Below are 26,315 nucleotides of genomic sequence, written 5' to 3' on the forward strand. Positions count from 1 at the left end.
CCTTTGTTGTTTAGCGTGCTGTGAAGGCGTCTTCGATAATCCCTAGTCCTTCTTGCAGCAGCTCATCTGTGATGACAAGTGGTGTTAAAAAGCGAATAATATTCCCATTGATCCCTGCCGTTAATAAGAGTAGTCCGTGCTTGTTTGCATAGGCTGCAATCGCTGCGGCTGTCTTCTTATCTGGTGTACGCGTTGTTTGATCTTCCACAATTTCAATGGCCGCCATTGCCCCTAATCGCCGGACTTCCCCGATGAATGAGTACTTACTTCTCCACTCATTCGCTTTGTCCTCAATGACTTGTCCAATGTGTTCAGATCGTTCATTCAGTTGTTCTGTTTCAATAATATCAAGTACAGCCAAAGCTGCCACACAGCCTAATGGACTGCCAGCATACGTTCCTCCTAGCTCCCCTGGGTCCGCTGCATCAAGTAATTCTTTTCTGCCAACAACACCGCTCAGCGGCAGGCCAGCTGCAAGGGATTTTGATACAGTGATTAAGTCTGGCACCACATCGAAGTGCTCAATCGCAAAGTATTTCCCTGTTCTTGCAAATCCTGTTTGGATTTCATCTGCCACGAATACGATTCCATGCTGCTGACAGAATGAAGCGACATGCTGGACAAAACGCTTCGATGGTACAATGAATCCGCCCTCCCCTTGGACTGGCTCCATCACCACACAAGCGACTGTTTCTGGTGCAACGGTTGCGACAAAGAATTGATTGAACTGATCGATGATGTATTCGTCGTAGGCTGCATCGCTTAATCCTTCAGGTTTTTGATAGTAATAAGGATACGGCGCTTGATAAACCTCTGACGCAAATGGTCCGAATCCAAATTTATAAGGCTTGACCTTGCTTGTCATGCTCATCGTCATATTCGTTCTTCCGTGGAAGCCTCTTGTAAATGAGACAACCGCTTGTCTTTTCGTATATTTACGGGCAATTTTCACTGCGTTTTCAACCGCTTCGGCACCTGAATTTAAGAAAATGGCTTTTTTGTCGTGGTCGCCTGGTGTGAGGTGGCATAGCTTTTCTGCCAATTCGATATAGGATTCGTACATCATGACATTAAATCCTGGGTGAATCAGGCTGTCTGCCTGCGCTTTGACTGCTTCCACAACCTTTGGATGGGAGTGTCCTACATTTAATGTACCGATGGCGCCTGCAAAATCGATAAAACGATTGCCATCAATATCGAAAAGCTCGGCTCCCTTCCCTTTCGCTGCAAGATGACGGTTGCCATTACTTACGCCTCTTGCGACGTATTGATCTCTTTTCCCCTGCCATTCCTCTGTTGAAAAACGGTTTGTTGTCGTTTGACTCATTGTCATCCATCCCCTTTATGTCTTTTTTATTATTCTGAATATTTTTTGGTATGATAGAAAGTACCAATATCATTTTTTTCATGGTACCAGAAAGGATGGAATGGCGAGATGCTGACAATTCAACTAGATCAAACAGGGGAAAACGGATTTATTTATCATCAAATTTATACAAAAATTAAAGAGGAAATTTTAAACCGTAACCTGCAGCCGCACGATCAATTACCGTCTAAACGAGAGTTAGCAGATACTTTAAACGTCAGCGTCAATTCAGTGAATGGCGCCTATCAGCAGCTGCTTGCCGAGGGATATTTATATTCAGTTGAACGGAAAGGCTTTTTTGTGGAATCACTGGAAACATTTCATGAATCAGGTCAACTGAAACCCTCTTCCCTTCCAGCAGATTTAAAAGAGAATCCGATTGAGCGAGATGACTGGTATTCCTTTTCTCATATTTCTGTTGATACAGCTAATTTTCCTTTTAAAAGCTGGCTGAAAAGTGAGCAAAAAGCGATTCATCTCCACCAAGACGCCTTTGGTGAGCTGCCGCACCCACAAGGCGTCTATGAGCTGCGGGAAACAATTGCCCGGCTGATTGGACTTGCACGAGGGGTCAAATGCTACCCTGAACAGCTCATTTTAAGTGCAGGTACACAGTCGCTCATTCATTCGTTATCTAGCATCCTTCCAGCTGATCAAATATACGGATTAGAAAACCCCGGCTATCGCAGACTGTATCAAATGCTGAAAAACAATCATCACCGGATTGAAACGATTGGCATTGATCAAAAAGGGGTGCGGATGAGCGATATTCAGAAGAAAGAGCCAAATGTCTTGATCATTACGCCTTCTCATCAGTTCCCAACAGGGGTGATCATGCCGATTTCTAGGCGGATACAGCTATTAAACTGGGCAGCTGATCAGCCAGATCGCTATATCATTGAAGATGATTATGACAGTGAATTTAAGTACGGCACAGACAGCATTCCGGCGCTGCAGAGCCTTGACCGCTATGACAAAGTCATTTATATGGGGACCTTTTCGAAATCATTGCTGCCCGGCTTGAGGATCAGCTACATGGTGCTGCCGCAGCATTTATTAAGACGCTATAAAGAAGAACAGCACTTTTTTATTCAAACGGCTAACCTTTTTACACAATACACCCTTCTTTATTTTATAAAAGATGGCGCCTATCAGCGGCATATTAAAAGAATGAATGGGCTATATGAGGAAAAACGAAAACAGCTCATTGGAGAGCTCGACACTGTCTTTCGTGACAACGTACGGATTATCGGGGAAAATGCAGGGCTGCATTTTATCGCAGAATTCCGCTCAGATCGGACGCAGCATGAGATTTTACAACGCGCCAAAGACCGAAAGCTGAAAATGTACGGGATGGACCGTTTTACCCTTGATGAGCATGTGCCTGGTCACAAAGAAGGCTTTGTCCCGCTCGTCCTCGGTTTCTCCCATATGCGGCCAGAGGATATTAAGCCAGCGGTGAAACGCCTGTATGACTCGATTTATGGGAAATGAAACAGCTCATGTAGATGAATCGTGGCGCTCCTTTGACGGGACTAAACCGACAGAGGAGTGTTACGATCACATTCTTTCATAAACGTAATAGTTGATGTGAATATTTTTTTCTAGCAATTTCACGAGTGTTTGAAGGCTTTTTAAGTTGGTTGGCAGTAACGCAATACCATCTCCCTGTTCAACGATTTTGAACATTCCTTCAAACGAATCTAACTCAAATAGGGTTCGATCACCCAGCATACGTCTGGCCTCATGTCTTAATGGGCAAAGCTGATCACGATTCACGACCAATGAGATATCATCATCGTATATTTCTTTAGATTTTCCATATACGTTCAATGCCAAGCTCTTTACCTCTTTTAATTGATATTCCGGTTTTTCCATTTGATTAAAAGAAATAATTTGATCATACACATCCTCTGTTAACTTTTTGTTGATCGTACTTGATGAAGCAATGATAAAATCAGTGGCTTGAATATCCTCTAAAACTCGTTGCTCGTACAAAACGTTAAATAGAAGTTCAGAGCATAAAACGGTCTTTTTCTGTGAAGTCAATTTTTGTTGAATGTCCTTCGTTTCTTTTACGATTTTTTGAGCGTATTGATAAAATAAATCCCCCTGTCCTGTTGAACTGATTCCATGATGATGCCGGATAAAAAATGTTGAATCATATAACGTTTCAAGCGCTTTGATTCTTTGAGAAATATTGGATTGCGCATACCCTAAAGCTTTAGCCGCTTGATTAATCGATTCTTTTTGATACACCTCTATAAAAATAATCAAATCATTTATATTCATCATGATCACCTATCACTTTTTGTGATAACAATAACACAAATATGTATTATTCAACTGGTTTGAAGTCGATTATGATGGCTATTGAAAGGGAGTGTTTCTATGCATGCCATGCAATATCATGTGGATCTGCCTGCGGATTATGATATGAATATCATTAGAAAAAGAGTACGAAACAATGGATGGAAAACAGATGGATATCAGGATTTATTATTTAAAGCTTATTTGATCACTGAAAAAGACAAACATAGGAGTTTACACAACAGCTATTGCCCATTGTATATTTGGAAACAATCGGAGGGCATGACGGATTTTGTGTTTAAGGGGTCATTTGATCATATTTTACGTTCTTTTGGCTGGAAACAAATTAATATTGGCATCACATATTCCGTTCATTTAACAGATGATTTTCATCGTAGCACATTCGTTCTTGAAGAGTATGTGACGATTCATCCTACTGATTGCCTGGAAAACCTAGATATCGCCCATCTCTTTTCTCATTTTAACGACAATAAGGGTGAAGTCATCGTATATAACCCCGATAAATGGAAATGCGTCAAATATTCTTTTCTGGACTCATTACCAGAGAATATAGAGCAGCAGATTCACATTTATGACATTGTCCATCTGTCTATGGATCATTCAATGGCCTAATTCCGTTTTACACGAGACGCATGACAAATCCCCAAGGTTAAAATGCCTTGGGGATTTGTCATTTGTTGATGCAAGATTCTCTTACCACCGCTCCTTGTCTACAGCTAATACGGATGACAAGAGGCCTGGAAAAGCGGAATCAATGTCATCCTTTCTGAGAGAGTAGTAACGGTGCTTCCCGTCAATTCTCACTTTCACGATGCCTGCCTCTCTTAGTACTTTAAAGTGATGCGACAGCGTGGACTTGGCAATGTTCATATGATACGTACCGCATGTTCTCTCACCCGCTTCTGCTAAGCAGCGGACAATCTCCAGCCGAACAGGGTCAGCCAATGCTTGCAGCACAGAAATGAGTCTCATGTTTTCTTGGGTTGGATGATTTGGATTATTCATACGATAAATGTATCGTATTTTGTTCTAACATACAATCTTGTTACTCGCCTATGACAAAAAAGACAAAGGGCTAAAATCAAGTTCATTTTAGCCCTTTGTCAACAATCGGATACATGTCATTGAGACATGTATTTTTTTAAGTTCATTTTCTTGTCATGTGTCATTGGTTTTGTTATCATAGCAAAAGTGACCACTCGGTTTCCATTGTGACCATATGGTTTTGCCGATTCGGAAAGGACTTATGAAGATGAACGAAAAGCAAGAAGAGATTTTGCGGGTATCGAAGAAATTATTTTCTCAAAAAGGCTATATGAGTGTCTCCATGCAGTCAATTGCTGATGCCTGTAAAATATCAAAAGCGTCAATTTATAAACTGTTTGATTCAAAGGAAGCTCTTCTATTGGAACTGATTAAATACAATCAGCGCAAAATGAGAGAGATTTCTCAGATCATTCATTCCGAAACGACGCTGTCCAAAAAGGAAAAATTCACAAAAAAGATTAAGCTTGAGCTTGAAGAGTTTAAAGAGAATCATAAATTTTTGAATATGCTGTCCTTTGAAGCTTTTTCACAGCATTCGCCCATCGTCATTAAGCATTTACGTGAGACACGCTCCATTATCATGCAGCGACACAGAGACATCATTTTAAGCACATATGGTGAATCTGTTGCGCCTTATGTGTGGGATCTTGTGATTGTCCTCAACGGATTAATGAGAGAATTCATCTTGATGTTGGCGATTGAGCACAAGAACATCCAATTAGAAAATGCCGCCGAAATGATCATCGGTGTGATGGACCGTGTATCAATAAAGCCTTGCTCCATTGAGCCTGTGCTAACAGATCAGCTGATGGACTCTTATTTGCTTTCCACACAGGAAGAATATGATGAAGAAAAGCTTGTCATCTCGTACTTAACAAAGATGAAACAAGAGCTTCACACACTATCAAACGGAGAAGAAAAGGACGATCTCCTCTCTGCGTTTGAACTGCTGAGTCAAGAACTGTCAAAGGACCAACCGAGAACCTTTTTAATTAGCTCATTGCTTGATTATTTAGGCAAACACAGCGTTTTATCTCAAAACGTGTCACAGCTGAAAAGCATTATTTTATAGATAAAGAAGGGATAATATGAACCAATCAACAACATCGTATAACCGGTCTGTGATTGTTGGGATTTTCCTCGTTGGGGCGTTCGTTGCGATCTTAAACCAAACGCTTCTCATTCCAGCGATCCCGCATATCATGGAAGAGTTCAATATTGATGTCAGTAAAGGCCAATGGCTGACCACAGCCTTTATGCTGACAAACGGGATTCTCATCCCAATTACGGCCTTTTTAATTGAGAAATTTTCAAGCCGTTCCTTAGTCTTAACGGCTCTTAGCATTTTTACAGCAGGTACCATTCTTGCTTCGTTCGCCACGAATTTCCCAGTGTTACTTGCAGCACGTATCGTGCAGGCAGCTGGCGCAGGGATTTTGATGCCGCTCATGCAAACGATCTTCTTAACCATTTTCCCAAAAGAAAAACGCGGGCAAGCCATGGGTATGGTCGGACTAGTGATTTCATTCGCACCGGCGCTTGGACCAACACTTGGCGGCTGGATTGTCGATTCCTTTAGCTGGAAGTTCTTATTCTATATTGTTCTTCCAATCGGTATTATTGATCTCATTCTTGCTTTCTTCTTAATGAAAAATGTCACACAGCAAAGAGACACTCGTATCGATGTCTTATCGGTGATCCTGTCTTCCTTCGGATTTGGTGGACTGCTGTACGGATTTTCAAGTGTCGGAACGTATGGCTGGACGAGTGCGACCGTTCTGATTTCACTCATTGTCGGCGCTGTGAGCTTGTTCTTCTTTATCCTGCGTCAGTCGAATTTGAAAAGACCGATGCTTGAGTTTGGCGTCTTTAAGTTTGCGATCTTTAGCTTAACGACCTTCCTCGGTATGCTCGTCTTTGCTTTACTGATTGGAACAGAGACGATTCTGCCGCTCTATACGCAGAATGTCAGAGGGTTATCAGCCCTTGATACAGGGCTGATCTTATTGCCAGGGGCTCTCTTTATGGGATTCCTATCGCCGATTATCGGACGAATTTTTGACAAAGTAGGCGGTAAAGGGCTGGCTCTAGGCGGATTTACGATATTAGCTGTCACTTCCCTGCCATTTATGATGCTCAGCCTTGATTCATCGATTACCCTCATTACAGTGGCCTACACACTTCGCTTAATCGGGGTTGGAATGATCATGATGCCGCTGACAACAGCCGGTATTAACTCGTTACCACCGCATTTGATTCCGCACGGGACAGCAATGAATAATACGATGAGACAAATGGGCGGCTCTATCGGGACGGCTGTGCTTGTCTCCATTATGAGCAGCTCTGCTGCCAATGCAGCATTATCCGATCCAATGAAGTCAGCCGTTCATGGCATGAATACGTCATTTATCGTGTCTGGTGCTATTGCGGTGATTGGACTTGTCCTCTCATTCTTCTTAAAAGAAAAACGTGAAAACAAAGTGATGAAGCAGGAGCTATCTTCTTCGTCCTCTTCTTCATAAAGACAAAGAGCTCGGCATATAGCCAGCTCTTTTTTCATATATTCACACATAACGTCCTCCCTAAAAACACATTTGTTCATATAGAGAAGAAAAACCTTGATAATTTGAAGAAAAGAGTTGATAATAGAAACTATTCAATTTGTGAGAAAATTTTTACTATAGGAGATGTATGCATTGAAGGTCGTTAAATTTGGTGGCAGTTCTCTTGCTTCTGGCAAGCAGCTGCAAAAGGTATTTGACATTGTCACAGCAGATCCAGCTCGAAAAGCAGTCGTTGTTTCCGCACCAGGAAAACGGCATTCAACGGATACGAAGGTCACCGATCTATTAATTAGCTGCGGTGAACAATATTTACGTTTAGGTGAAGCACACGATTTACAAGAAGCTGTCATCGAGCGATATGCATCGATTGCGGATGAGCTGGGGTTAGGTCATGACATTATTGACACCATCCGGCAAGATGTAAACACGTTATTACAGGCTGATTCTTCTCATCCTGAGCGTTATCTTGATGCGATTAAAGCAAGCGGTGAAGATAATAACGCAAAGCTGATTGCAGCCTACTTTCAGCATCAAGGCGTCGAAGCGCACTATGTGAATCCAAAAGAAGCCGGTCTATTTGTCAGCGACGAGCCTGGTCAAGCGCAAGTCCTTCCAGAATCGTATGATCATTTGTACAAATTAAGAGAACGCTCTGGCATCATTGTGTTCCCTGGCTTTTTCGGTTTTAGTCTAGCGGGTGATATCGTCACTTTTTCCCGCAGTGGATCAGACATTACCGGTTCCATTTTGGCAAATGGACTGAAGGCAGATGTGTATGAAAACTTTACGGATGTGGATGCAGTCTACGCCGTCAATCCAACGATCGTTCATGAACCAAAGGAAATCACAGAGCTGACGTACCGTGAAATGCGTGAATTGTCCTATGCGGGTTTTTCTGTATTTCATGATGAGGCACTTATTCCAGCCTTTCGGGCAGGCATTCCTGTTCAGATTAAGAACACCAATAATCCAACGGCCAAAGGTACGAAAATTGTAAATCAACGGGATCATACGAATGGCCCTGTTGTGGGAATCGCATCAGACAATGGATTTTGCAGTATTTATATCTCCAAGTATTTGATGAACCGAGAAGTGGGCTTTGGACGTAAGGTGTTGCAAACGTTAGAGGAATATGGACTTACGTATGAACACGTGCCTTCTGGCATTGATGATATGACCATTATTTTAAGACAGGATCAGCTGGAGGAGCAGCAGATTGAACAAGAGCTTTTAGACCGATTAAAGCTTGTACTTGATGCAGATGAAGTGGTTTTAGAGCGGAACCTCTCGCTTATTATGGTCGTAGGAGAAGCGATGCGTCATAATGTTGGTACAACAGCAAGAGCAGCAAAAGCGCTGTCAAAAGCCAAAGTGAATATTGAAATGATCAACCAAGGCTCTTCAGAGGTGAGCATGATGTTTGGCGTCAAAGCGGCTCAAGAAAAAGAAGCCGTTCAAGCCTTATATGAGGAATTTTTCTCTATGTCCACGGTGCCTGTCTCCATTTAATCAGCAGACTGTCAGATCTCCGGATCGGCAGTCTTTTTGATCTCGCACGATTTGCGCATTAAAGTATATCTATTTCTCGTTTGATTTTGTATGATAGAGACAAATCAACTATTGTTCCGGCCATTGATCGGAGCTACAAGGAGTCCTAATCCATGCCTCGTCAACAACTATTAAAACAGTTTCGCAATTTTCATGATGCTTCTACAAGTATTTTAAACATGATGAGTCAATTCATTCATGTGAATACACTGTTTATTGCTAAAAATGATCAAAACACCAATCAGATTGTGAAAGTGCTAAATCAAGACGAGCAGCTTCTTGAAGAAGGGGAAGAAAATCCTTACGAGAAGACATTTTGCAAGCTGGCGGTCGATCATCGCGATACGCTGTTGATCCCTGATATCCGCTTGGACGAGCGTTCAAAAAACTTAGACGTCACGAAACAGCTGCAAGGCGGATCATTTATTGGGGTTCCCATCGATTTTACTGATGGTACGAACTATGGAACCATTTGTGGACTTGATCTAAGGCCGCAGCAATTTACAGAAGAGCATGTTCATATGTTTGAAACGATGGCATCTTTGTTGAGTTACGTCTTAGAACTCGACCAGGCCAATCGGCAGATTCAGCAATTATCTGTACCGATCGTACCTGTTGTTGACGGTGTCGCCGTGCTCCCTCTTCTTGGTGATATCGAAGAGACACGTGCGCAGCATATTTTAGAAACCATTTTACAGGAAAGCTACAGGCTGTCGCTCTCTCATTTGGTCATTGATGTTTCAGGGACAAAACGACTCAATGAACAAAGCATTCAATACTTGGTCAGCTATGCGCAAACGTTAAGACTTTTAGGCATTTCAGCTGTTTTAACAGGAATAAAGCAAGACCTTGCGCTAAATGCGATTCAATCGAATATTTCATTTAAAGACATCACCATTCGTAAGGATTTACCGCAGGCACTTGCTCATATCGGCCTAACGTTTTCCAAAACAGAATAAGTGATGATACACCAAAAAGGGCTAAACCGAGTTTAGCCCTTTTCTTCTTTTCAGCGTGATAGAAAACCTTTGCAGCCCTAGGAAAGACGAGTACCGGCGCGGAGCGAATTTCACATTCGTGAGCACCGGCACGCAGGACTGACACCGAATGCGAGGGTTTGTCTACACGCTGAGGCTAAACGGAGTTTAGCCCTTTTCTTGTGGGAGCGGTAAACGAATGATAAATGTTGTTCCTTTATGTTTTTCGCTTTTTAAATCAATCTGTCCGTCATGCAAGTCCACAAGCTGTTTGACAATTGACAGGCCAAGTCCGTATTCTCCGTATGGTGTATTCGTTCTCGAAATATCCGCTTTATAAAAACGTTCCCAAATGTGTTTGACTTCTTCAGGTGCGATGCCGATTCCCGTGTCTTCTACTTCAATGATCGTTTCCCCATTCTCTTCTTTCCCTCTCAAAGAAATACGGCCGCCTTCTGTAAATTGAATGGCGTTCTTTGTGATGTTGACGAGAATTTGAATGAGCCGGTCATAATCTGCGTATACCTTTTGTTCAGGGTGAACCTCTACCATGAGCTGATTGTTTTTCTCTTCAGCCATTCGGCTCAGCTGCTCCTTAATCACTTCAAACGTATCAATGAGTGGATAGTGAAATTTTTGAAGGGTGATTTGATTCGACCTGATTTTCTCATAATCCATATTTTCATTGACGAGACGCAACATTCGTTTTGTTTCATCAGTGATGAGCGCATAGCATTTCTCTTTCTCTTCTGCCGGCACATCCGCAGTATTCAGCCATTCGACCAATCCTCGAATGGTCGTCAGCGGTGTTTTCAATTCGTGAGACACATCTGCGATGAATTGTCGCCTACGCTTTTCGAGCCGGTCAATTTCCTCTCTTGACCGTTGAAGACGATTGGCCATCATATTAAAATCCTCACCTAGTGTACCAATTTCATCAAGGTGTTTGTTTTCAAGATGAATGTTGTAGTCACCATGCGCAATTTTCTCAGTTGCCTCTCTCAGTTTTTTGATACGATTCACATGGAACTTCGACAGAAACAGACTGAGAATAAAGGTAATCGTCAATGCCACAAACACGATGATATATAAATACCGGTTCATTTGAGCAATCAGCTCTTCTGCTCCTTGAATAGGAGCTATGAGCACCACCCCGCCCTTCAGCTTTCCGTCTTCCATGACAGGAAGTGCCACAAGTGATGCTTCTTGATCAAGCCGGCGTGAATCACTTCGCTTGACAATAATTTCTTCTCCTTTTGCGAGCTTGGCCCACAAATCTTTTGTGAGTAACGCTTCATGCGGCGGCATCTCTTGCTGCTGAGATAGCACAGTCCCTTTTTCATCAAAGACGAAAAAACGGATTTGTCTCGTCGAAAGAATGTCTTCAAATGGACGCAAACGGAAGTTCATCTCGGCTTTCGACAATTGTTTAAAATTCTCCAAAATTTCATTCCCATACGAACTCATTTCGTCTACCCTATTTTGATAAGCAATATCTTTCACAAAATGAGACATCAAGGTGCTGATAATAATGATGGCAATGAGCAATAACCCAAGGTGACTAATCAGCAACTGGTAAAAATATTTAATCTTCATCGAACTTATACCCTACGCCCCATACCGTATACAGAAAGGGCTTAGACCCGTCTCCGATTTTTTGGCGCAATCGTTTAATATGAACATCAACCGTTCGTTCATCACCATAAAATTGGTATCCCCAAATTTGCTCAAGCAATTGTTCTCGTGAAAATACTTGCCGAGGATGCTGTATAAAAAAGCACAGCAAATCGTATTCCTTTGGTGTTAAATTTTCGATCCGTTTCCCCTCTAGAAACACTTCTCTCGTTTTTTTATCTAACTGAAAATGTTCGGTCTCTAGCCGTTCACCCTCTTTCGCTCCTTCTTGAGTAGATGTTGTTTGAGCAAAACGTCGTTTCACTGCTTTGATTCTTGCCATTAAGGTGAGCGGACTAAAGGGTTTTGTCACATAATCATCAGCCCCAAGATCGAAGCCCAGCACCTGATCAGATTCCGTTTCCTTTGCTGTCAGCATAATAATCGGAACATCACTAATCTGGCGTACTTTTTGACAAATGGTCAGTCCATCCATTGAAGGAAGCATGACATCTAAGATGAGCAGATCCCAATCCTCCTCTTGCTTAAATCGATTCAATCCTTCTAATCCATCATGGACGAATTCCGCTTGAAACCCTTCTCGTTGAAAAAACATATCCGTCATTGTACAAACACTCTGGTTATCTTCAATCATTAATATTTTCATCATCAGCCTCCGCTGTTGCCTTTGTTTTTCTTTATGTAGCTTTATTTTACATGTTCCTTCTCAAATCTCAATTGGATTGATACGATTTCATGAACTTATCATGCTTTGGTCATCTTTTATTCATACTTTTTGATGGAGCTGAAATTTTGGAGAATCACATTGTTCTTTTTAATATAGTAGAATGGAAAAATGAAGGGATTGCAGAGGATAGTCTAGATGAGGACAGTGTCATTTACACTCTTTCAGATGAAGAAGTCTCCCCTGTAGTAAAAGAATGAAATGACACGCTTCCTGATCGTTATAAATGGTCTATATAAAACAGTTTGGAACTGGACATGCATATCGAGGGCGGTGTGCCCTAACGAAGTTAATTGTGATTTTCTATAAGGCACCCCATTTCGATGCGAATTTCCTTTTTCTTTATATCTTCATTTGAATAAGAGTTGACATTTAATCCAATCAGTTGAAAGCCATTTTTCAAATAAAACTGGATAGCTGGAAAATTGGATGATTGGGTTTCTAATACAATCATTCTAACTCCCAATTCACGAGCTCGTTTTTGTGCCATTTTAATGAAAGTGCTGCCAATACCTTTTCTTTTAAATTGTTTATCCACATATAAATCATGAATGAGTAATGTATTATTCCATTTCATGTGTTGAATGACTATAATTCCAGTTTCTTCACAATTCATCTCTGACACGTAAACCTCTGAACCCTCTTTATATGGATCGAAAATCTCCTCTTTTAGATTTTTTTTAACTGGCGCTTCAAATACTTCTTCTGTAAGGGAGATGTTCCAACCATTGTGACTGGTTTCCATATGAATTTCATAGTATTTTTCAGATGTATATTGATAATATACTTGTTTTCCTTTAGGATAATTTTTTTGATAGATACGACGAATAGTTAACATTTCATACTCCCTTCATTTCAATGATTTAAATCTTTGAACGTACTACTAAATTCGTCGATTTGCGATTTGATACCTTTAAAAATAAACCTAAAAGATAAAACTCGTTTTGCCTCTGTCATAGAATAGGGTCGTTTTTAAATGTGATTGTTGTAGATCAAGATCAATTGTTCACCTGACGAAGGAATATCTTCTTTGACGTCATAGAGTATATTCACTCTTATAAAAATAAGGACATTTAAAAAGCTCATCTCCAAAGATGAGCTTTTTTCATATCACACGAGCAACTTCAGATAAGCAGCGTCATTCCCCTCTTCAACCGCCTGTAAAAGCTGCTTTGCCTGTGATGTGCTGGTGACGCTGCTTAACTTTTGTATGATGTCTTCTGTCGATAATGCACAGCCTGGTGCTCCCCGGGGGATATCGACTCGTTTGCTGATGGTGGACCCGTCAGATAAGGTGAGCTTTACAATCGTAAATCGCCCTTTTGGTACTGCGTCTGGATGGGGTTTTATCGTTTGATCATATACTCTATTTACCCGCTTCATCCATGTACGCAGCTCCGGTGAAATGGCTTTTTTCGTAAAAGCATCCAGTGATAAAGGTTGTCCAAACACCGCTAGTGCGATGACATACTCGACACTAAATCGTCCCTCTTCTCCTGTCAAAGGTGCCCGCTCCGTTAGTGCGGCATCTCCGCCAGGCGGAAACATGACGTCGACCTGTTCGATCTTCTCCTGTAAGGAAGAGTGTTCTTGTACTAATGACTCAATCGCATCGGCTGCATGATGCGCCGCTGAACAGAACGGATACACTTTAAACCATAGACCTGGCGACACGATACGCCATGCAGTGCCATAGTCCTCTAGCAGACGTCTTTCCGCCAGTTTCTGATCCCCATAGAGAGAAAAGAAGCCCAGCTCCCCATCTAGAAGCGATTCACTCCCGCCAAAACCTGAGCAAGCTAAATCCATGGACCATACGGCGGTTTGAGCGGCGAGGCCAGCTTGTAATGGTTTCATATCAGCCCCAAACTGCTTTCGCATTCCAGCTGATTGCGCACCTGCAAAGCCGATCGCTTTCGCCAGCTCTTTCTGTGAAACTTGTTTCAAATAACCAATCGCACAGACCGCTGCAATGGCTCCGAGAGTTCCGGTATTATGCCAGCCCCTCTCATAATGCGACTTGCCGATGGATTCACCTAGCCTTGCCATCACTTCGACGCCAGTAATGTAGGCTGCTAGAAATCGATCACCGTACGCCTCCCCGTTGGTCAGCTGGGAAAGCAAGGCCGGAATGATCACCGCACTTGGGTGTCCTCTCACATCAGAATGCACATCATCATAATCAAGGGCGTGAATCAGGTAGCCATTTAGCATGGCTGCGGATTGGCGGCTGACCTTCTTCCCTTGTCCAATGACGGGAATTTGAGCTGCTCCGCCTTCTTGTTCCACAAGTGCTATGAGCTTTTGAATTCCTTCATCCTCTTTCGCGGCAAGCGCTGCCGCCGCAGCATCTAATAGACCGTTTCGAGCCATTTGAACGGCTCGTTGATCTTGCAGCGGATCAGCAGAGAGCACTGCCTCTGCGAGCTGTTTCGTTAGTTCCATGATCGTGACTCCAATGCCCGAACCGCAAGCTCTGCAAAGAAGGCAGCAGCGACTGGAAGTGCCTCTTCATTTAACGTAAAGGCAGGGTGATGCCATTCCTCGGTACCGCTTGTCCCCATCCAGACGAAAAAGCCTGGAATGCGCTCTTGGTAAAGAGCAAAGTCTTCTCCGCCTGGTGACTGCTCTGCCTCTACTACTGCGAGATCAAGCGCTCCTGCTGTTTCTTCCACAACCTTTGTCAAACGCTCGTCATTCATCACAGAAGGCAAATACGGATGCCATTTCACTTCTGCCTTTGCGCCAAACCCTTCTGCGATACCGCTCACGATTTGTTTCATGAGACCTGGAATCATCGCTCTCACTTCAGGTTCAAACGTCCGAACGGTCCCTTCCATCTCGACGCGATCAGGTATCACATTCCATGATGTGCCGCCTTGAATACGTGTGATGCTGACAACCGCATGATGCAAGGAACTAATGCGGCGGCTGACAATTTGCTGTAGGGCGCTTGTGATCTGACCGCTGATGGCAATCGGATCAATTGTGTGATTTGGAATTCCAGCATGACCACCCGTCCCTTTAATGTCAATTTCAAACCGATCGACGCTCGCCATTAATGCTTTTTCTCTTATCCCGATGGTGCCAACTGGCAGGTTAGGTTTATTGTGCATACCAAATATCGCATCCACTCCATTTAAGACGCCCGCCTCTATGACGTGTTTCGCTCCTTGCGCCACTTCCTCAGCCGGCTGGAACAAAATGCGCACTGTTCCCTTGAGCTCATGTTTCCGTTCGTTTAATAGGACGGCCGCACCTAAAATCGAAGCGGTATGGAAATCATGACCGCATGCATGCATTTTTCCTTGTATCTTTGAAGAAAATGGTTCGCCAGATGCTTCTTCAATTGGAAGTGCGTCAATATCGGCTCTCAGAGCAATCGTTGGTCCCTCTTGTTCTCCTTTGATTTCACAAACGACCCCTGTTTGAAGATCTGGAAAATCGAGTACAGTGATCCCTTCCTCTTCTAACCAGCCTCGTAGTTTTTTTGTCGTTTCATACTCTTCAAATGCCAGCTCTGGATGCTCATGAAGCGCTCGGCGTATGTTAATTAAACGTTTGTTTAAAGCTTCATTTCCTAATGATTTCACTGATACTCACCCCTCTAAAGAGTAAAAAGCAGCTTATGCTTCTTCAGCCGCTGCTTCTTTTTGGATAAATCGTTTTGTTCGTTCATTCTTCGTTTCGTCAAATAGTTCGGTTGGCGTTCCCTGCTCAATGATATGACCATCTGCCATAAAAATCACATGATCTGCTACTTCTCTTGCAAACGCCATTTCATGTGTCACGATGATCATCGTTGTTTCTTGAATGGCAATGGATTTAATCACTTGAAGCACACCTGAGACAAGTTCTGGATCTAGTGCTGACGTTGGTTCATCCAGCAAAATCGCATGTGGATCGACCGCTAACGCACGGGCAATCCCAATTCGCTGCTGCTGACCGCCGGATAGTGTAACCGGATAGCTGTCCGCTTTTTGTTCTAGCCCTACTTGTTTCAATAGCTCCATGCCGATCTCATTTGCTTGCTGTTTTGTCATTTTTTTCGTCACAAGCAGTGACTCGGTAATGTTTTGCAAGGCTGTTTTGTTTTTGAATAAATTATAGTTTTGAAACACCATGGCCGTTTGCTGACGCAGGTGATGGGCTTCTTTACGTGTATATTTAGACGCATTCAGCTTCGCATCGCCAATTTCAATCGTACCTTCATCTGGCGTTTCTAATAGATTTAGACAGCGCAGCAATGTTGATTTACCGGAGCCAGAAGGTCCGATAATGGCCACAACCTGCCCTTTTTGCACGTCAAGATTAATTCCGTCTAAGACGACAAGGTCGCCGAATGATTTTTTCAAATTGGTGAGCTTGATCATGTCCACACCTCCTTAATTCCGGTAAGGTTTGCTGATTTTTCGTTCAAATAGGTCTTGCAGGAAACTATAAATGATGGTGAGCACCCAATACACAATGCCAACCGCTAAATACGTTTCAAAGTACTTATAGTTGGCCGATGCAATCATTTTTCCTTGCGCAAACATTTCTGCCACCCCAATGGTAAAGGCAAGCGATGTTTCTTTTAAAAGACCAATAAAGGTATTCCCCGTCGCTGGAATGGCATTTCTGACGGCCTGCGGGAAAATAATTCTGACGTAAGACTGCCATCTTGTCATGCCGACAGATAAACAGGCCTCAAGCTGCCCTTCATCCACTGAATTAAGAGCCGCTCTAAAAATTTCTGCTAAGTACGCTGAGTTTTTAATACTTAAACCGATAATGACCGCTGTTAAGGCATCCATTGAGGTCATCGCAGGGAATAGCTGCGGAAGACCAAAATAAATGAGAAAGAGCTGAACCAAAGTTGGAACCGCTCTGAAAAAAGAAATATACAGCTTGGCAAATTGGTATAAGACAGGTATCCGGTTTTTCGTTATAAGCGCGAATACCACACCAATGATAATGGCAAATACCATGGAGACAATCGCCATGAAGATCGTTATCGGCAAGTATTGAATCAAGGTTGGAAAAACCGTCACCATATACTGCCAATCAATGTGATTCATGTCTGCTTTTCACCGCCGCTGTTGTTATTTTTTAATCGGCACTGTGACATCGTCTTTGAAATATTTCTCAGACAATTTCTTCAGTGTTCCGTCTTCTCTTAATTCTTTGATCGCTTGATTGAATTCTTCTCTTAGCTTGTCGTGCTTTTCATCTTTGGCAAATGGGTAGCCGACTTCTTCATATACGATTGGGTTGCCGACGATTTTGAGTGGAAGTCCTGTTTTTTCAATTTGAGCTAACAAGACACTGCGTCCGTTGACGTAAGCATCTACACGGCCATTTGCAACTTCATTTAAGACACCGTCTTGTGTTTCATATGTTTTGATGTTGATTTTCTTGTCTGGGTCTTTGCTCTCTAGGTTTTTGGCATGGTTTGAGCCAAGAACAGCCGCCACCGTTTTTCCTTTTAAGTCGTCAAGTCCTTTAATGTCCTTGTTGTCCTTCTTGACAATGATTTGTGTTCCTGCGTATGCATACGTATCTGTAAAGTTGAACGTTTGTTTACGCTCATCTGTAATCGCAACTTGGTTTGATACGGTATCCAGCTTACCAGATGTCAACTGGCCCATCAGTCCGCTGAATTCACTCAGCTGCCAGTCTAGTTTGTAGCCTAGTTTTTTCGCAATGGCTTCTGTGACTTCGACATCAAATCCTACTAGTTTGCCGTTTTCTTTATAAGCAAATGGATAGCTTTGGCCTGTAGCGCCCACTTTAAGCACTTTCTCATCTTTTCCTTCACTCTGATTGCCCCCGCCGCATGCCGCTAACACCGCAAGCATTGCCGCAAATAAAACAACTAGCCACTTTTTGTTTTTCATGTTCGTACACCCTTCTTTCCTCTTATGGTTGTGTAATATCTGATCGTAATTGTTTTTTAAAATAAATGGTGATATGGCCTTTGCCTAGATCCTTTTCACCTGCTCTGACATAGCCTTTACGCTCATACATGTCCATGAGCCACGGATGCTTATCAGCTGTACCGAGAGAGACATATGGTACCTTTAGTGTGTCCCTTAGCACTTCAGTTTCAACCCACTCAAGCAAGGCTGAGCCTGTGCCTTTTTTTGCCGCTGGTTCTGAAGCAAACCACCATATATGCGGAACGCCGAATGGTCCTGGCTGTTCTCCCCAAGGCATACGGAGTGATAAGGTGGAGAGAAGCTCTCCATTTTCTTCCATTACATAGCAAAGGTTCTTTTGTACATTTTTCTGAACGAGGGCGATATCTGCATGTGCTGCTTGGAACTGAATGCCGAGCTCACGAATCGGCTCATAGGCTCTTGTTGTCAGTTCAAGCAGCGCTTCTATATCATCCTCAGTTGCCAGACGAAACGTATATCCCAACGTTAGTCACCTCACCTTTATGTCGTGTAGCGATTTTTTGGCTGTTTTAATCCGAGATTTTCTCGTAAAGTTTGTCCTGTGTATGCTGTTTTGAACAGGCCTCTTTCCTGAAGGATCGGAACGACGCGGTCTACGAAGGCATCAAGGCCTTCTGGCAATAATGGCGGCATCACGTTAAAACCGTCGGCTGCTTCTTCAACGAGCCATGTCTCCATCACATCTGCTAGTTGCTCTGGTGTTCCAATGAAGATATGGTGCCCGCGGGACCCTGCAACAGATTGGTAGAGCTGGCGAATGGTCAGGTTGTCCTTTCTCGCCATATTCATCACAAGGTCAAAGCGGCTTTTCACGGCATTTGACGCGCTTGGATCAATCTCTGGAAGCGGTTCGTCTAGTGGATACTGCGAAAGATCAATACCCCCTAAGTAGTTTTGTAAAATGCTAAGGCCGATCTCTGGAACAATCAGCTCTTGTAATTCTTCATACTTCGCTTTTGCCTCTTCTACTGTCTCGGCAATAATTGGGAAGATGCCCGGCATGATGCTGACATCTTCTCTCGCTCGTCCAGCAGCCTCTACTTTCCCCTTCAAGCTTTGGTAAAATTCCTTCGCTTTGTCGAGATCGTTTTGTGCCGTGAAAATGAGCTCAGCCGTTTTAGCCGCAAGCTTTTGACCATCTTCAGAAGACCCTGCTTGAATGATCACCGGCTGTCCTTGAGGGGTGCGTGATACGTTAAGCGGACCCCGTACGGAGAAAAATTCACCTTTGTGCTGCAGCTCATGAAGCTTACTAGACTCAAAGAATTCTCCTGTTTCTTGGTTTCTGATAAGTGCGTCCTCTTCCCAAGAATCCCACAGACCTTTGACGACATCGACGAATTCTTCAGCTCGCTCGTATCGTTTGTGGTGCGCTAAATGCTCTTCTCCGCTAAAATTTTTCGCTGTTTCTTCAATAGAAGATGTGACCACATTCCATGCTGCTCGTCCGCCTGATAAATGATCGAGTGAGGCAAACTGTCTCGCAATATGGAACGGCTCACTGTATGTAGTTGATGCTGTTGCTGCTAAACCAATTGTTGAGGTAGACTCTGCAATCGAAGAAAGCAGGGTGAGCGGTTCAAATCTCGTTAATACATTTGGATGAGATGTATGATTAATTGATAAGCTGTCGGCTAAAAAGAGCAAATCCAGCTTCCCTTCCTCGGCCTTTTTCGCTAATTGTTTAAAGTAATCAAGATTCATGGCTGCGTCTGGTACTGCTTTCGGATGTCTCCAAGAGGCGACATGATGTCCAGTTCCTGCGATGAATACGCCTAGCTTGAGCTTCCGTTTCGGCTGTGACACTTGTTCTTCATCCTTTCTATATCTTCCTTGTATCAAGTTATTATTTTACAAGATACATTTTTCTGATTGAATTAATCGGTTTTATCCATAAAAAAAGGGCAAATGTTGTGAAAAATGAAAAATAATTATTACTATATGCCCTTTTTACATGATTGTCAACCGCCTTCTGAACCTCCAAAAAAAGGGATTTACAGGCGTTTACGGCGGATCAATTTCAATATTTCCGATGAGCCGGTCCGTGGAGTGTGTCATCAATTGACTGCGCTCCAGTACATTATGGGCAATCACCGAATGAGTGGAAGATACGGTGCGGACGGCAATCGCTTTTTGAGGAGAGAGATTAATGATGTTATTCCGTAGCACACGTGCTGAGACAACCTCATCAAGAAAAACGGCTGTTGGCTGTCCGATCGAACGATTTAAATAAAAGCGGTTATCTCCAATTTGGGGTGAGCCATTTTTAATATACATCACCACATATAAGGACGTTTCTTCAAAGGAATTGTCTTTAATCTCTAAAGGAGCGGTCGTATTGCTGTAGACGGCATAGTTTTGATAGTGCTTAAAACGATTCTGCCATATGAAAGCCTTTGCAGCTCCTGTCACGCTGATCGTATACGAAGATGCGAGCTGTGAATGTCCTTCTTGAATAAAGTGATTGCCGTTGATCCCTGCTTCTCCCTCCTGCACCCATATCCCTCGGCTGAATTCCTTGAATTGATTATGCTGAATGAGAATATTCGTTCCTCTGACCATCGCCGCATCGATGACAGAGTAGACGGTATTGTTTGAAAAAACAATGCTGTCTGATTGATAAATACGCAGCGATGTACTTCTAAGCCGTGTGTTTGTCCCTGACTCAATATGGTTTCCTTCTATTAAAATACGATTGGCCATATAGACAGACACAGCCGCATCTTCAAAAAGACTAATTTTATTACCTGTGATGTGCACGCTGTCTCCCCTCACATCAATCCCCTTTTCAAACCCTTCAATCATATTGCCAATAATGATCACATTGTTTTCCGATTGATCAAGCGGCACGCCTAAGCTCGTAATCCCTGCTTTTGTCACGCCTCCACCCACTGCACGAATCAAATTATTCGCAATGATCATTTCAGTGGCGAAGCCATAGGAGATACTGCTGTCCGTTTGATTGCCTTCAATGATCACACCATAGCCATTGAAATTATAGATAGAGCTGGCTGCGCCGCCTCTGACTATGTTGTTTCGAATTTGAATATTCAGCGGTTCCTCCAAGTTGGTCGCATTTTCTCCGTATCCTTCAATATCAATGCCCATTTTTGGCTCGACCCCATTTACCCCTGCCCTTTCAAGCAAACAGTCTTCCACAATGACACCATCACAGCCTGTAATAGAAATATTGTTTCGCCTTGAGTCAGTGATGGTGCAGCCAGAAATATGAATAGACGAAGCAGGCGAGTACGATTCGATATGGGTCAATAAACCGTGCGGACTGACAATGATGCCGTCTCCCGTACAATTGTTGATTTGAACACGATCGATATTCACATGGGAAGCACCTTCAATACACACCCCGAAGCCCCATTCATGTGTTTTTCTTTCTGGCGGGAGTGCCTTGTACACATGCTCATCACGGTCGCCTTCAATCCGCCCGCCCCGAATGGTCACATGCTCTACCTCTCCAATATAAAAGGCTGCATATCCCCACGAATCATTTGGTTTCACTTTGATAACGGCATCTGATGCCATCTCAATACAAATATGACTTGGCACTCGTATGCCGGCATTACGAAAAGGAAAAAATTGATCCCCCCTGTACACCGCATCTATTAGATACGTTCCGCTCGGCAGCCAGACGTGGGAGTAGCCCTGTGCTTTTGTCCATTCCAGGCATTCGTTCAGTTTCGCTGTACAGTCCGTTTTCCCGTCAGCAATCACGCCAAAGTCTAATACATTGACAATGGGTTTCTTCAGATCAGATTCATTTACATCCCCCAATGAAAACCCCTCCTTTTTACACATGTCCTCTTGTCATCCTATGCATGTGTAAAAGGTTTGCTTGTACGATATTTCAAATTTTATATAAATTCTTCTGGAATAGCTTTCCGATGATTTTCACTTGAGCGAATTTTTCATTTTTTTGAGTCTTTACGCCTATTGAACTAACATTTTCCTGTTTTAGAATAGTTTTATATTGACACAAGAACTATACAAGAATATCATTTTTCTCATATCTCTTTTTTTAAGAAAGGATCTATGCCATGTCTACAATTGACCACGATAAAATTGTTAAAAGTGTTCCTCAAAAAGGGTTTTTTGGACATCCTAAAGGACTTTACACACTGTTTTTCACTGAATTTTGGGAGCGTTTTTCTTATTATGGCATGCGTGCACTGCTTATTTATTATATGTACACAGAGGTGACAAAAGGCGGTCTTGGCTTCGACCAGACAACCGCTAATTCGATCATGTCTGTCTATGGTGCGCTTGTCTATATGTCAGGCATTATTGGCGGATGGCTTGCCGACCGGGTATTTGGTTCGTCCAGTACGGTCTTTTATGGCGGGGTTTTCATTATGCTTGGTCATGTCATTTTGGCACTACCTAGCGGTGCAACAGCGCTCTTTATTAGTATGGGGCTGATTATTATTGGGACAGGTCTCCTAAAGCCGAACGTATCAAACATAGTCGGCGACCTGTATACAAAAACAGACCCTCGCAGGGATTCGGGATTCAGTATTTTCTATATGGGGATCAATATGGGTGGTTTTATCGCCCCATTAATTGTCGGAACACTCGGTCAAAAAGTGAATTTCCACCTTGGTTTCTCACTCGCTGCCGTTGGTATGCTTGTTGGACTGATTACGTTTGTGATCACGAAAAAGCCGAATCTTGGACTTGCCGGCACTTATGTCACAAATCCACTATCAGCTACTGAACGCAAGAACTTCAAAATTTTCGGTACATTGATCGTGATTGTACTTGCTGTTTTTGCTGTCATCGGCATTCAAACAGGAGCGCTCACGATTAATCTATTCACTTGGTTTGTCAGTGTCCTTGGTGTGCTGATTCCAATTGTTTATTTTATTGTGATGTATTTTAGTCAAAAAACGAGTGCAGTGGAGCAGTCGAGGGTACTCGCTTATATTCCATTGTTCCTAGCTGCGGTGATGTTCTGGGCCATTCAAGAACAAGGCTCAAATATTTTAGCGACATATGCAGATCAGCGAACAAACTTGAATTTCCTTGGCATGACATTAGCCTCTTCTTGGTTCCAATCATTGAACCCAATCTTTATTGTGCTCCTGTCACCAGTATTTGCTTGGTTATGGGTCAGACTCGGTAAGAAACAGCCGTCTACCCCGATTAAATTCTCACTTGGTCTTCTGTTCGCAGGATTGTCCTTTATCATCATGATCATTCCTGCCTACATGTCTGGACCAAATACACTTGTAAGCCCACTATGGCTCGTTCTAAGCTTCTTCCTTGTCGTCATCGGAGAACTTTGCTTATCACCAGTTGGGCTGTCAGCCACAACAAAACTGGCACCTGCTGCCTTCTCAGCGCAAACGATGAGCCTTTGGTTCCTTTCAAATGCGATGGCACAGGCGATCAATGCACAAGTGGTCAAGCTGTTTGATAAAATACCAGAAACCGTCTATTTCGGGATCATCGGCATGCTCGCTATCGTTTTATGTGGCGCTATGCTTCTGCTTACACCGGTGATTAAGAAAGCGATGAAAGGCGTGCATTAAATTGAAAAAGAAGCCTCCCAAATGGGAAGGCTTCTTTTTTTGAATTAAAACCGAATCTCATCATCTCCGTGGATTTGCAACTGGAGCGGTTCACTTTTCACCTGATGTTTTTTCACATAGCGGTGATAGACAACATATCCAATGATCATGAGCGGTACGCCGACATACAGCCCAATCCGCTGCTCCGCATCAAAGGCAAGACTGATTAGCACAATCGAATTCAGCGTGATCGCAATGATCGGCAGTACCGGATAAAGAGGGGTTTTAAATTTTAGGTTTTCCAGCTTTCCGCCTGCTTTCAAATATCTTCTGCGGAAAAGCAGCTGTGATAATGTAATCGTAATCCAGCCGGTTTGGGCACTCATGCCCGCAATAGACACGATCCAAGCAAAAACGGTTTTCTCTGCAAAGAATCCTGATAATAACGAAATACCTGTAAACAGGAAAGTGAGCAGTAATGCATTCATCGGGATGCCCCGCTGATTGACTCGTCTAAACGCCTTCCCTGCCATTCCTTCCTTCGACAAAGAGTACAGCATTCTCGTAGAGGCATATAGGCCAGAGTTCGCCACAGATAATAAAGCAATGATAATGACAAAGTTCATGATATCTGCCGCATAAGGAATGCCCGTTCTCTCAAACACAGTGACAAATGGGCTTTGCAGCACACTTGCTTCCTTCCAAGGCACCATGCCCGCTAAGACAAAAATAGATAAAACGAAAAAGACAAGGGTGCGCCAAACCGTCTGATGAATCGAGCGAGGCACGGTTTTCTCTGGATTTTCACTTTCTCCTGCCGCAATCCCGATCAGCTCCGTTCCTTGAAACGAAAAATTCACCGTGATCATCGTGACGACAACGGCGAGCAAGCCATTCGGAAACAGACCGTCACTCACAAAATGACTAAAGTAAGGAGCTGGTTCCCCGCTCGTCGTTTGAATAAAACCAAACATCGCCGCTCCGCCTACGCCAATAAATAGTAAGATGGCAACAATCTTAATGGTTGAAAAGAAAAACTCCGACTCCCCGAACGCTTTCGCTGACCTGGCATTTAATAAGAACAAACACAGCCCAAATATGAGACACCAAATCCACACATCCACTTGTGGAAGCCAGCGTCTCATCAGCTGCCCTGCTGATAAAAATTCCAGCGCCACAGTGGCTGCCCAGCCAAGCCAATAAATCCAGCCAACAGCAAATCCTGCTGCAGGACTCACAAATTTCGTCGCATACGTATGAAACGACCCCGACACAGGAAGCGCGACTGAGAGCTCTCCAAGACACAGCATGGTTAAATACATAATCAATCCGCCCACAATATAGGAAAGAACAGCTCCAACTGGCCCTGCTTGTCCAATCGTATAGCCCGTTCCAAGGAAAAAGCCTGTCCCAATGACACCGCCAAGAGAAATCATAAATAAATGGCGGGAGGTCATCGCCCTTTTCAATTGTTCGGGCTGATTTTGTCCAACATCCACAATGATGCCCTCCTTCTTCTAAGATGTTCTGTTATCAAAACATGTCTCCATGTGATTATTCCATTTTCAAAACAACCTACTAATTATACATCTTTTATAATAAATATGCTTCCTTCTATCGTCACTGTAACAAAGTCTTTATTTTAGTAATGTTCGCACAACTATACGGTGATTTTGATCATTTGATAGGATGCCTAATATCCAACAGAATTGTACGAAAAAACCAGCATGCAAACTTACATGAGACACTGGTTTCATTTCCCTCTATTCGAGTCTCATTTCAAACAGTCATGAGTCATTTTCCTTTTGTAGACACTCTTTGATAAAACCATCGATTTCTTGAAAGCAGCGATTTTTAGATTCAGCGTGAAAAGTCGTAGAATCTGGATTGGCGAACCCATGCTGCCCCTTTACTATTTTCACGCAAAGCTTTTCCTTTTTCTCCAAAACATTCGCAACCTCCCGTGGGTTAAAAGATGCTTCAACTTCCGAGAAAAATAACAACGTATTGCAGGCAGGCTTCATATCGAGAAAATCTCTTATCCTTGAACCATAAAATCCAATGACTCCGGTAAACAACTGATCATATTGGCTGCATTGCCAAGCAATTGTTGCCCCCACACTAAAACCTATCAGACATATGTCTCTCTCTGCATTTTTCGTTTTTAACTCTTTTGCCACATTCAATACGATCTTTACCGATTCATCAAAACCAACATTATTCATAAAGTAGTCATATGCCTCATTCTCACTGGCATAAGGGAAGTGTTTAGCCTGTCCTAATAAATGAGGACAATAAACCTCAAAACCAGCTTTGTCAAAATGATCGATCATACTCTTCATATGATCATTTATTCCGTATATTTCGTGTACTAAAATCATGACAGGTTTTTGTTTCGATGTATGCAAATGATCACACTTCCCTTTTATTTCGTTTGTTCACTGGAGGATCGTGTACTTTAAAAAGTCATTTAAGTCGACTGATCAACACTCACATAAACTTCTTTCGATGTGAAAATCATAGCATATTTTTCCATTAAATAGTCTATCTCACATTCTCATCAATCGAACTCTCTTCATCATCGTTTGAGAATGCGTTTGGTTTTATCCACCTTTTGTTTTGGGTATAGTTCTATCGTTTATCCGTTCAACCAGTT

General features: G+C 42.9%; 24 protein-coding genes. 8 read left to right on the forward strand and 16 right to left on the reverse strand.

Annotation, left to right across the window (positions count from 1 at the left end; all coding sequences use genetic code 11):
* Positions 1 to 10: 10 nt before the first annotated feature.
* Positions 11 to 1,327 carry a 4-aminobutyrate--2-oxoglutarate transaminase gene (gene gabT, locus ACRRMM_RS16555; RefSeq protein WP_017358513.1) on the reverse strand — a complete coding sequence of 439 codons (1,317 nt, stop codon included), beginning with the start codon at positions 1,325 to 1,327 and terminating at the stop codon, positions 11 to 13.
* A gap of 108 nt (positions 1,328 to 1,435) precedes the next feature.
* Here gabT and ACRRMM_RS16560 point away from each other — a divergent pair, with 108 nt between their 5' ends.
* Positions 1,436 to 2,860: a PLP-dependent aminotransferase family protein gene (locus ACRRMM_RS16560; RefSeq protein ID WP_007498139.1), complete on the forward strand. Its 1,425-nt coding sequence runs from the start codon at positions 1,436 to 1,438 to the stop codon at positions 2,858 to 2,860.
* Between the two features lie 66 nt (positions 2,861 to 2,926).
* Here the strand turns inward: ACRRMM_RS16560 and ACRRMM_RS16565 are convergent, their stop codons facing one another.
* Positions 2,927 to 3,658: a LysR family transcriptional regulator gene (locus tag ACRRMM_RS16565; protein WP_217816171.1), complete on the reverse strand. Its 732-nt coding sequence runs from the start codon at positions 3,656 to 3,658 to the stop codon at positions 2,927 to 2,929.
* 99 nt (positions 3,659 to 3,757) lie between these two features.
* Between ACRRMM_RS16565 and ACRRMM_RS16570 the strand changes: the two genes are divergently transcribed.
* On the forward strand, positions 3,758 to 4,309 hold the full coding sequence (locus ACRRMM_RS16570; RefSeq protein ID WP_217816172.1) for a DUF4865 family protein: 552 nt from the start codon (positions 3,758 to 3,760) through the stop codon (positions 4,307 to 4,309).
* Positions 4,310 to 4,390: 81 nt separating this feature from the next.
* Here ACRRMM_RS16570 and ACRRMM_RS16575 read toward each other — a convergent pair whose 3' ends face one another.
* Positions 4,391 to 4,702 (reverse strand): ArsR/SmtB family transcription factor, encoded by a 312-nt coding sequence (locus tag ACRRMM_RS16575; protein ID WP_035390457.1) that lies wholly within the window; start codon positions 4,700 to 4,702, stop codon positions 4,391 to 4,393.
* 247 nt (positions 4,703 to 4,949) lie between these two features.
* On the opposite strand from ACRRMM_RS16575, the gene ACRRMM_RS16580 reads away from it, so the two are divergent.
* The 4 genes from ACRRMM_RS16580 to ACRRMM_RS16595 all read left to right on the forward strand — a co-directional run bounded on the left by ACRRMM_RS16580 (position 4,950) and on the right by ACRRMM_RS16595 (position 9,815).
* On the forward strand, positions 4,950 to 5,816 hold the full coding sequence (locus tag ACRRMM_RS16580; RefSeq protein ID WP_224559208.1) for a TetR/AcrR family transcriptional regulator: 867 nt from the start codon (positions 4,950 to 4,952) through the stop codon (positions 5,814 to 5,816).
* A 16-nt stretch (positions 5,817 to 5,832) separates the two neighbouring features.
* The gene (locus ACRRMM_RS16585) at positions 5,833 to 7,266 is read left to right on the forward strand and encodes an MDR family MFS transporter (RefSeq protein ID WP_047946163.1); all 1,434 of its coding nucleotides are present in this window, start codon (positions 5,833 to 5,835) and stop codon (positions 7,264 to 7,266) included.
* Positions 7,267 to 7,440: 174 nt separating this feature from the next.
* On the forward strand, positions 7,441 to 8,817 hold the full coding sequence (locus ACRRMM_RS16590) for an aspartate kinase (protein WP_008347247.1): 1,377 nt from the start codon (positions 7,441 to 7,443) through the stop codon (positions 8,815 to 8,817).
* 152 nt (positions 8,818 to 8,969) lie between these two features.
* Positions 8,970 to 9,815 carry a GAF domain-containing protein gene (locus ACRRMM_RS16595; RefSeq protein WP_025206746.1) on the forward strand — a complete coding sequence of 282 codons (846 nt, stop codon included), beginning with the start codon at positions 8,970 to 8,972 and terminating at the stop codon, positions 9,813 to 9,815.
* A gap of 186 nt (positions 9,816 to 10,001) precedes the next feature.
* On the opposite strand, the gene ACRRMM_RS16600 is transcribed toward ACRRMM_RS16595, so the two are convergent.
* A complete protein-coding gene (locus tag ACRRMM_RS16600; protein WP_007498154.1) occupies positions 10,002 to 11,429 on the reverse strand; it encodes a sensor histidine kinase in 1,428 nt (475 codons plus the stop codon).
* Positions 11,419 to 12,114 (reverse strand): response regulator transcription factor, encoded by a 696-nt coding sequence (locus tag ACRRMM_RS16605; RefSeq protein ID WP_217816174.1) that lies wholly within the window; start codon positions 12,112 to 12,114, stop codon positions 11,419 to 11,421. Before ACRRMM_RS16605 ends, ACRRMM_RS16600 begins: the two co-directional genes overlap by 11 nt.
* Before the next feature lie 146 nt (positions 12,115 to 12,260).
* Between ACRRMM_RS16605 and ACRRMM_RS16610 the strand changes: the two genes are divergently transcribed.
* Complete coding sequence (locus ACRRMM_RS16610; RefSeq protein WP_255201828.1) at positions 12,261 to 12,392, forward strand: hypothetical protein; 132 nt, start codon at positions 12,261 to 12,263, stop codon at positions 12,390 to 12,392.
* Positions 12,393 to 12,481: 89 nt separating this feature from the next.
* Here the strand turns inward: ACRRMM_RS16610 and ACRRMM_RS16615 are convergent, their stop codons facing one another.
* From ACRRMM_RS16615 to ACRRMM_RS16655, 9 genes are all read right to left on the reverse strand, one after another.
* On the reverse strand, positions 12,482 to 13,030 hold the full coding sequence (locus ACRRMM_RS16615) for a GNAT family N-acetyltransferase (protein ID WP_017358525.1): 549 nt from the start codon (positions 13,028 to 13,030) through the stop codon (positions 12,482 to 12,484).
* A gap of 272 nt (positions 13,031 to 13,302) precedes the next feature.
* Entirely contained in the window at positions 13,303 to 14,637 is a 1,335-nt protein-coding gene (locus ACRRMM_RS16620) for an MmgE/PrpD family protein (RefSeq protein WP_428828779.1), read from the reverse strand.
* Complete coding sequence (locus tag ACRRMM_RS16625) at positions 14,628 to 15,785, reverse strand: amidohydrolase (protein ID WP_025206742.1); 1,158 nt, start codon at positions 15,783 to 15,785, stop codon at positions 14,628 to 14,630. The genes ACRRMM_RS16620 and ACRRMM_RS16625 overlap by 10 nt, the downstream gene beginning before the upstream one ends.
* Positions 15,786 to 15,818: 33 nt before the next feature.
* Positions 15,819 to 16,565 carry an amino acid ABC transporter ATP-binding protein gene (locus ACRRMM_RS16630; RefSeq protein ID WP_008347264.1) on the reverse strand — a complete coding sequence of 249 codons (747 nt, stop codon included), beginning with the start codon at positions 16,563 to 16,565 and terminating at the stop codon, positions 15,819 to 15,821.
* Between the two features lie 12 nt (positions 16,566 to 16,577).
* Positions 16,578 to 17,252 carry an amino acid ABC transporter permease gene (locus ACRRMM_RS16635; RefSeq protein ID WP_007498163.1) on the reverse strand — a complete coding sequence of 225 codons (675 nt, stop codon included), beginning with the start codon at positions 17,250 to 17,252 and terminating at the stop codon, positions 16,578 to 16,580.
* 24 nt (positions 17,253 to 17,276) lie between these two features.
* On the reverse strand, positions 17,277 to 18,071 hold the full coding sequence (locus ACRRMM_RS16640; protein ID WP_007498164.1) for an amino acid ABC transporter substrate-binding protein: 795 nt from the start codon (positions 18,069 to 18,071) through the stop codon (positions 17,277 to 17,279).
* Positions 18,072 to 18,093: 22 nt separating this feature from the next.
* Positions 18,094 to 18,597 (reverse strand): GNAT family N-acetyltransferase, encoded by a 504-nt coding sequence (locus tag ACRRMM_RS16645; protein ID WP_007498165.1) that lies wholly within the window; start codon positions 18,595 to 18,597, stop codon positions 18,094 to 18,096.
* 17 nt (positions 18,598 to 18,614) lie between these two features.
* On the reverse strand, positions 18,615 to 19,940 hold the full coding sequence (locus ACRRMM_RS16650; protein WP_428828778.1) for an LLM class flavin-dependent oxidoreductase: 1,326 nt from the start codon (positions 19,938 to 19,940) through the stop codon (positions 18,615 to 18,617).
* A 198-nt stretch (positions 19,941 to 20,138) separates the two neighbouring features.
* Positions 20,139 to 21,923: a right-handed parallel beta-helix repeat-containing protein gene (locus ACRRMM_RS16655; RefSeq protein ID WP_366965085.1), complete on the reverse strand. Its 1,785-nt coding sequence runs from the start codon at positions 21,921 to 21,923 to the stop codon at positions 20,139 to 20,141.
* Positions 21,924 to 22,186: 263 nt separating this feature from the next.
* Here ACRRMM_RS16655 and ACRRMM_RS16660 point away from each other — a divergent pair, with 263 nt between their 5' ends.
* Positions 22,187 to 23,680, forward strand: coding sequence for a peptide MFS transporter (locus tag ACRRMM_RS16660; protein WP_144610442.1), 1,494 nt, complete (start codon positions 22,187 to 22,189; stop codon positions 23,678 to 23,680).
* Between the two features lie 44 nt (positions 23,681 to 23,724).
* Here ACRRMM_RS16660 and ACRRMM_RS16665 read toward each other — a convergent pair whose 3' ends face one another.
* Both ACRRMM_RS16665 and ACRRMM_RS16670 read right to left on the reverse strand, forming a co-directional pair.
* Positions 23,725 to 25,158, reverse strand: a complete 1,434-nt coding sequence (locus tag ACRRMM_RS16665) for an amino acid permease (RefSeq protein WP_008347282.1) — start codon at positions 25,156 to 25,158, stop codon at positions 23,725 to 23,727.
* 288 nt (positions 25,159 to 25,446) lie between these two features.
* Positions 25,447 to 26,067, reverse strand: a complete 621-nt coding sequence (locus ACRRMM_RS16670; protein ID WP_428828777.1) for a dienelactone hydrolase family protein — start codon at positions 26,065 to 26,067, stop codon at positions 25,447 to 25,449.
* Between the last annotated feature and the right edge of the window lie 248 nt (positions 26,068 to 26,315).

It is taken from the genome of Bacillus sp. XT-4 (assembly GCF_050864245.1).
Taxonomy (GTDB): Bacteria; Bacillota; Bacilli; order Bacillales; family Bacillaceae; genus Bacillus; species Bacillus altitudinis.

Coding starts and splice junctions, on each gene's coding strand:
- gabT (WP_017358513.1), bottom strand. CDS start 1,327: ATGAGTCAAACGACAACAAACCGTTTTTCAACAGAGGAATGGCAGGGG.
- ACRRMM_RS16560 (WP_007498139.1), top strand. CDS start 1,436: ATGCTGACAATTCAACTAGATCAAACAGGGGAAAACGGATTTATTTAT.
- ACRRMM_RS16565 (WP_217816171.1), bottom strand. CDS start 3,658: ATGAATATAAATGATTTGATTATTTTTATAGAGGTGTATCAAAAAGAA.
- ACRRMM_RS16570 (WP_217816172.1), top strand. CDS start 3,758: ATGCATGCCATGCAATATCATGTGGATCTGCCTGCGGATTATGATATG.
- ACRRMM_RS16575 (WP_035390457.1), bottom strand. CDS start 4,702: ATGAATAATCCAAATCATCCAACCCAAGAAAACATGAGACTCATTTCT.
- ACRRMM_RS16580 (WP_224559208.1), top strand. CDS start 4,950: ATGAACGAAAAGCAAGAAGAGATTTTGCGGGTATCGAAGAAATTATTT.
- ACRRMM_RS16585 (WP_047946163.1), top strand. CDS start 5,833: ATGAACCAATCAACAACATCGTATAACCGGTCTGTGATTGTTGGGATT.
- ACRRMM_RS16595 (WP_025206746.1), top strand. CDS start 8,970: ATGCCTCGTCAACAACTATTAAAACAGTTTCGCAATTTTCATGATGCT.
- ACRRMM_RS16600 (WP_007498154.1), bottom strand. CDS start 11,429: ATGAAGATTAAATATTTTTACCAGTTGCTGATTAGTCACCTTGGGTTA.
- ACRRMM_RS16605 (WP_217816174.1), bottom strand. CDS start 12,114: ATGAAAATATTAATGATTGAAGATAACCAGAGTGTTTGTACAATGACG.
- ACRRMM_RS16615 (WP_017358525.1), bottom strand. CDS start 13,030: ATGTTAACTATTCGTCGTATCTATCAAAAAAATTATCCTAAAGGAAAA.
- ACRRMM_RS16620 (WP_428828779.1), bottom strand. CDS start 14,637: ATGGAACTAACGAAACAGCTCGCAGAGGCAGTGCTCTCTGCTGATCCG.
- ACRRMM_RS16630 (WP_008347264.1), bottom strand. CDS start 16,565: ATGATCAAGCTCACCAATTTGAAAAAATCATTCGGCGACCTTGTCGTC.
- ACRRMM_RS16635 (WP_007498163.1), bottom strand. CDS start 17,252: ATGAATCACATTGATTGGCAGTATATGGTGACGGTTTTTCCAACCTTG.
- ACRRMM_RS16640 (WP_007498164.1), bottom strand. CDS start 18,071: ATGAAAAACAAAAAGTGGCTAGTTGTTTTATTTGCGGCAATGCTTGCG.
- ACRRMM_RS16660 (WP_144610442.1), top strand. CDS start 22,187: ATGTCTACAATTGACCACGATAAAATTGTTAAAAGTGTTCCTCAAAAA.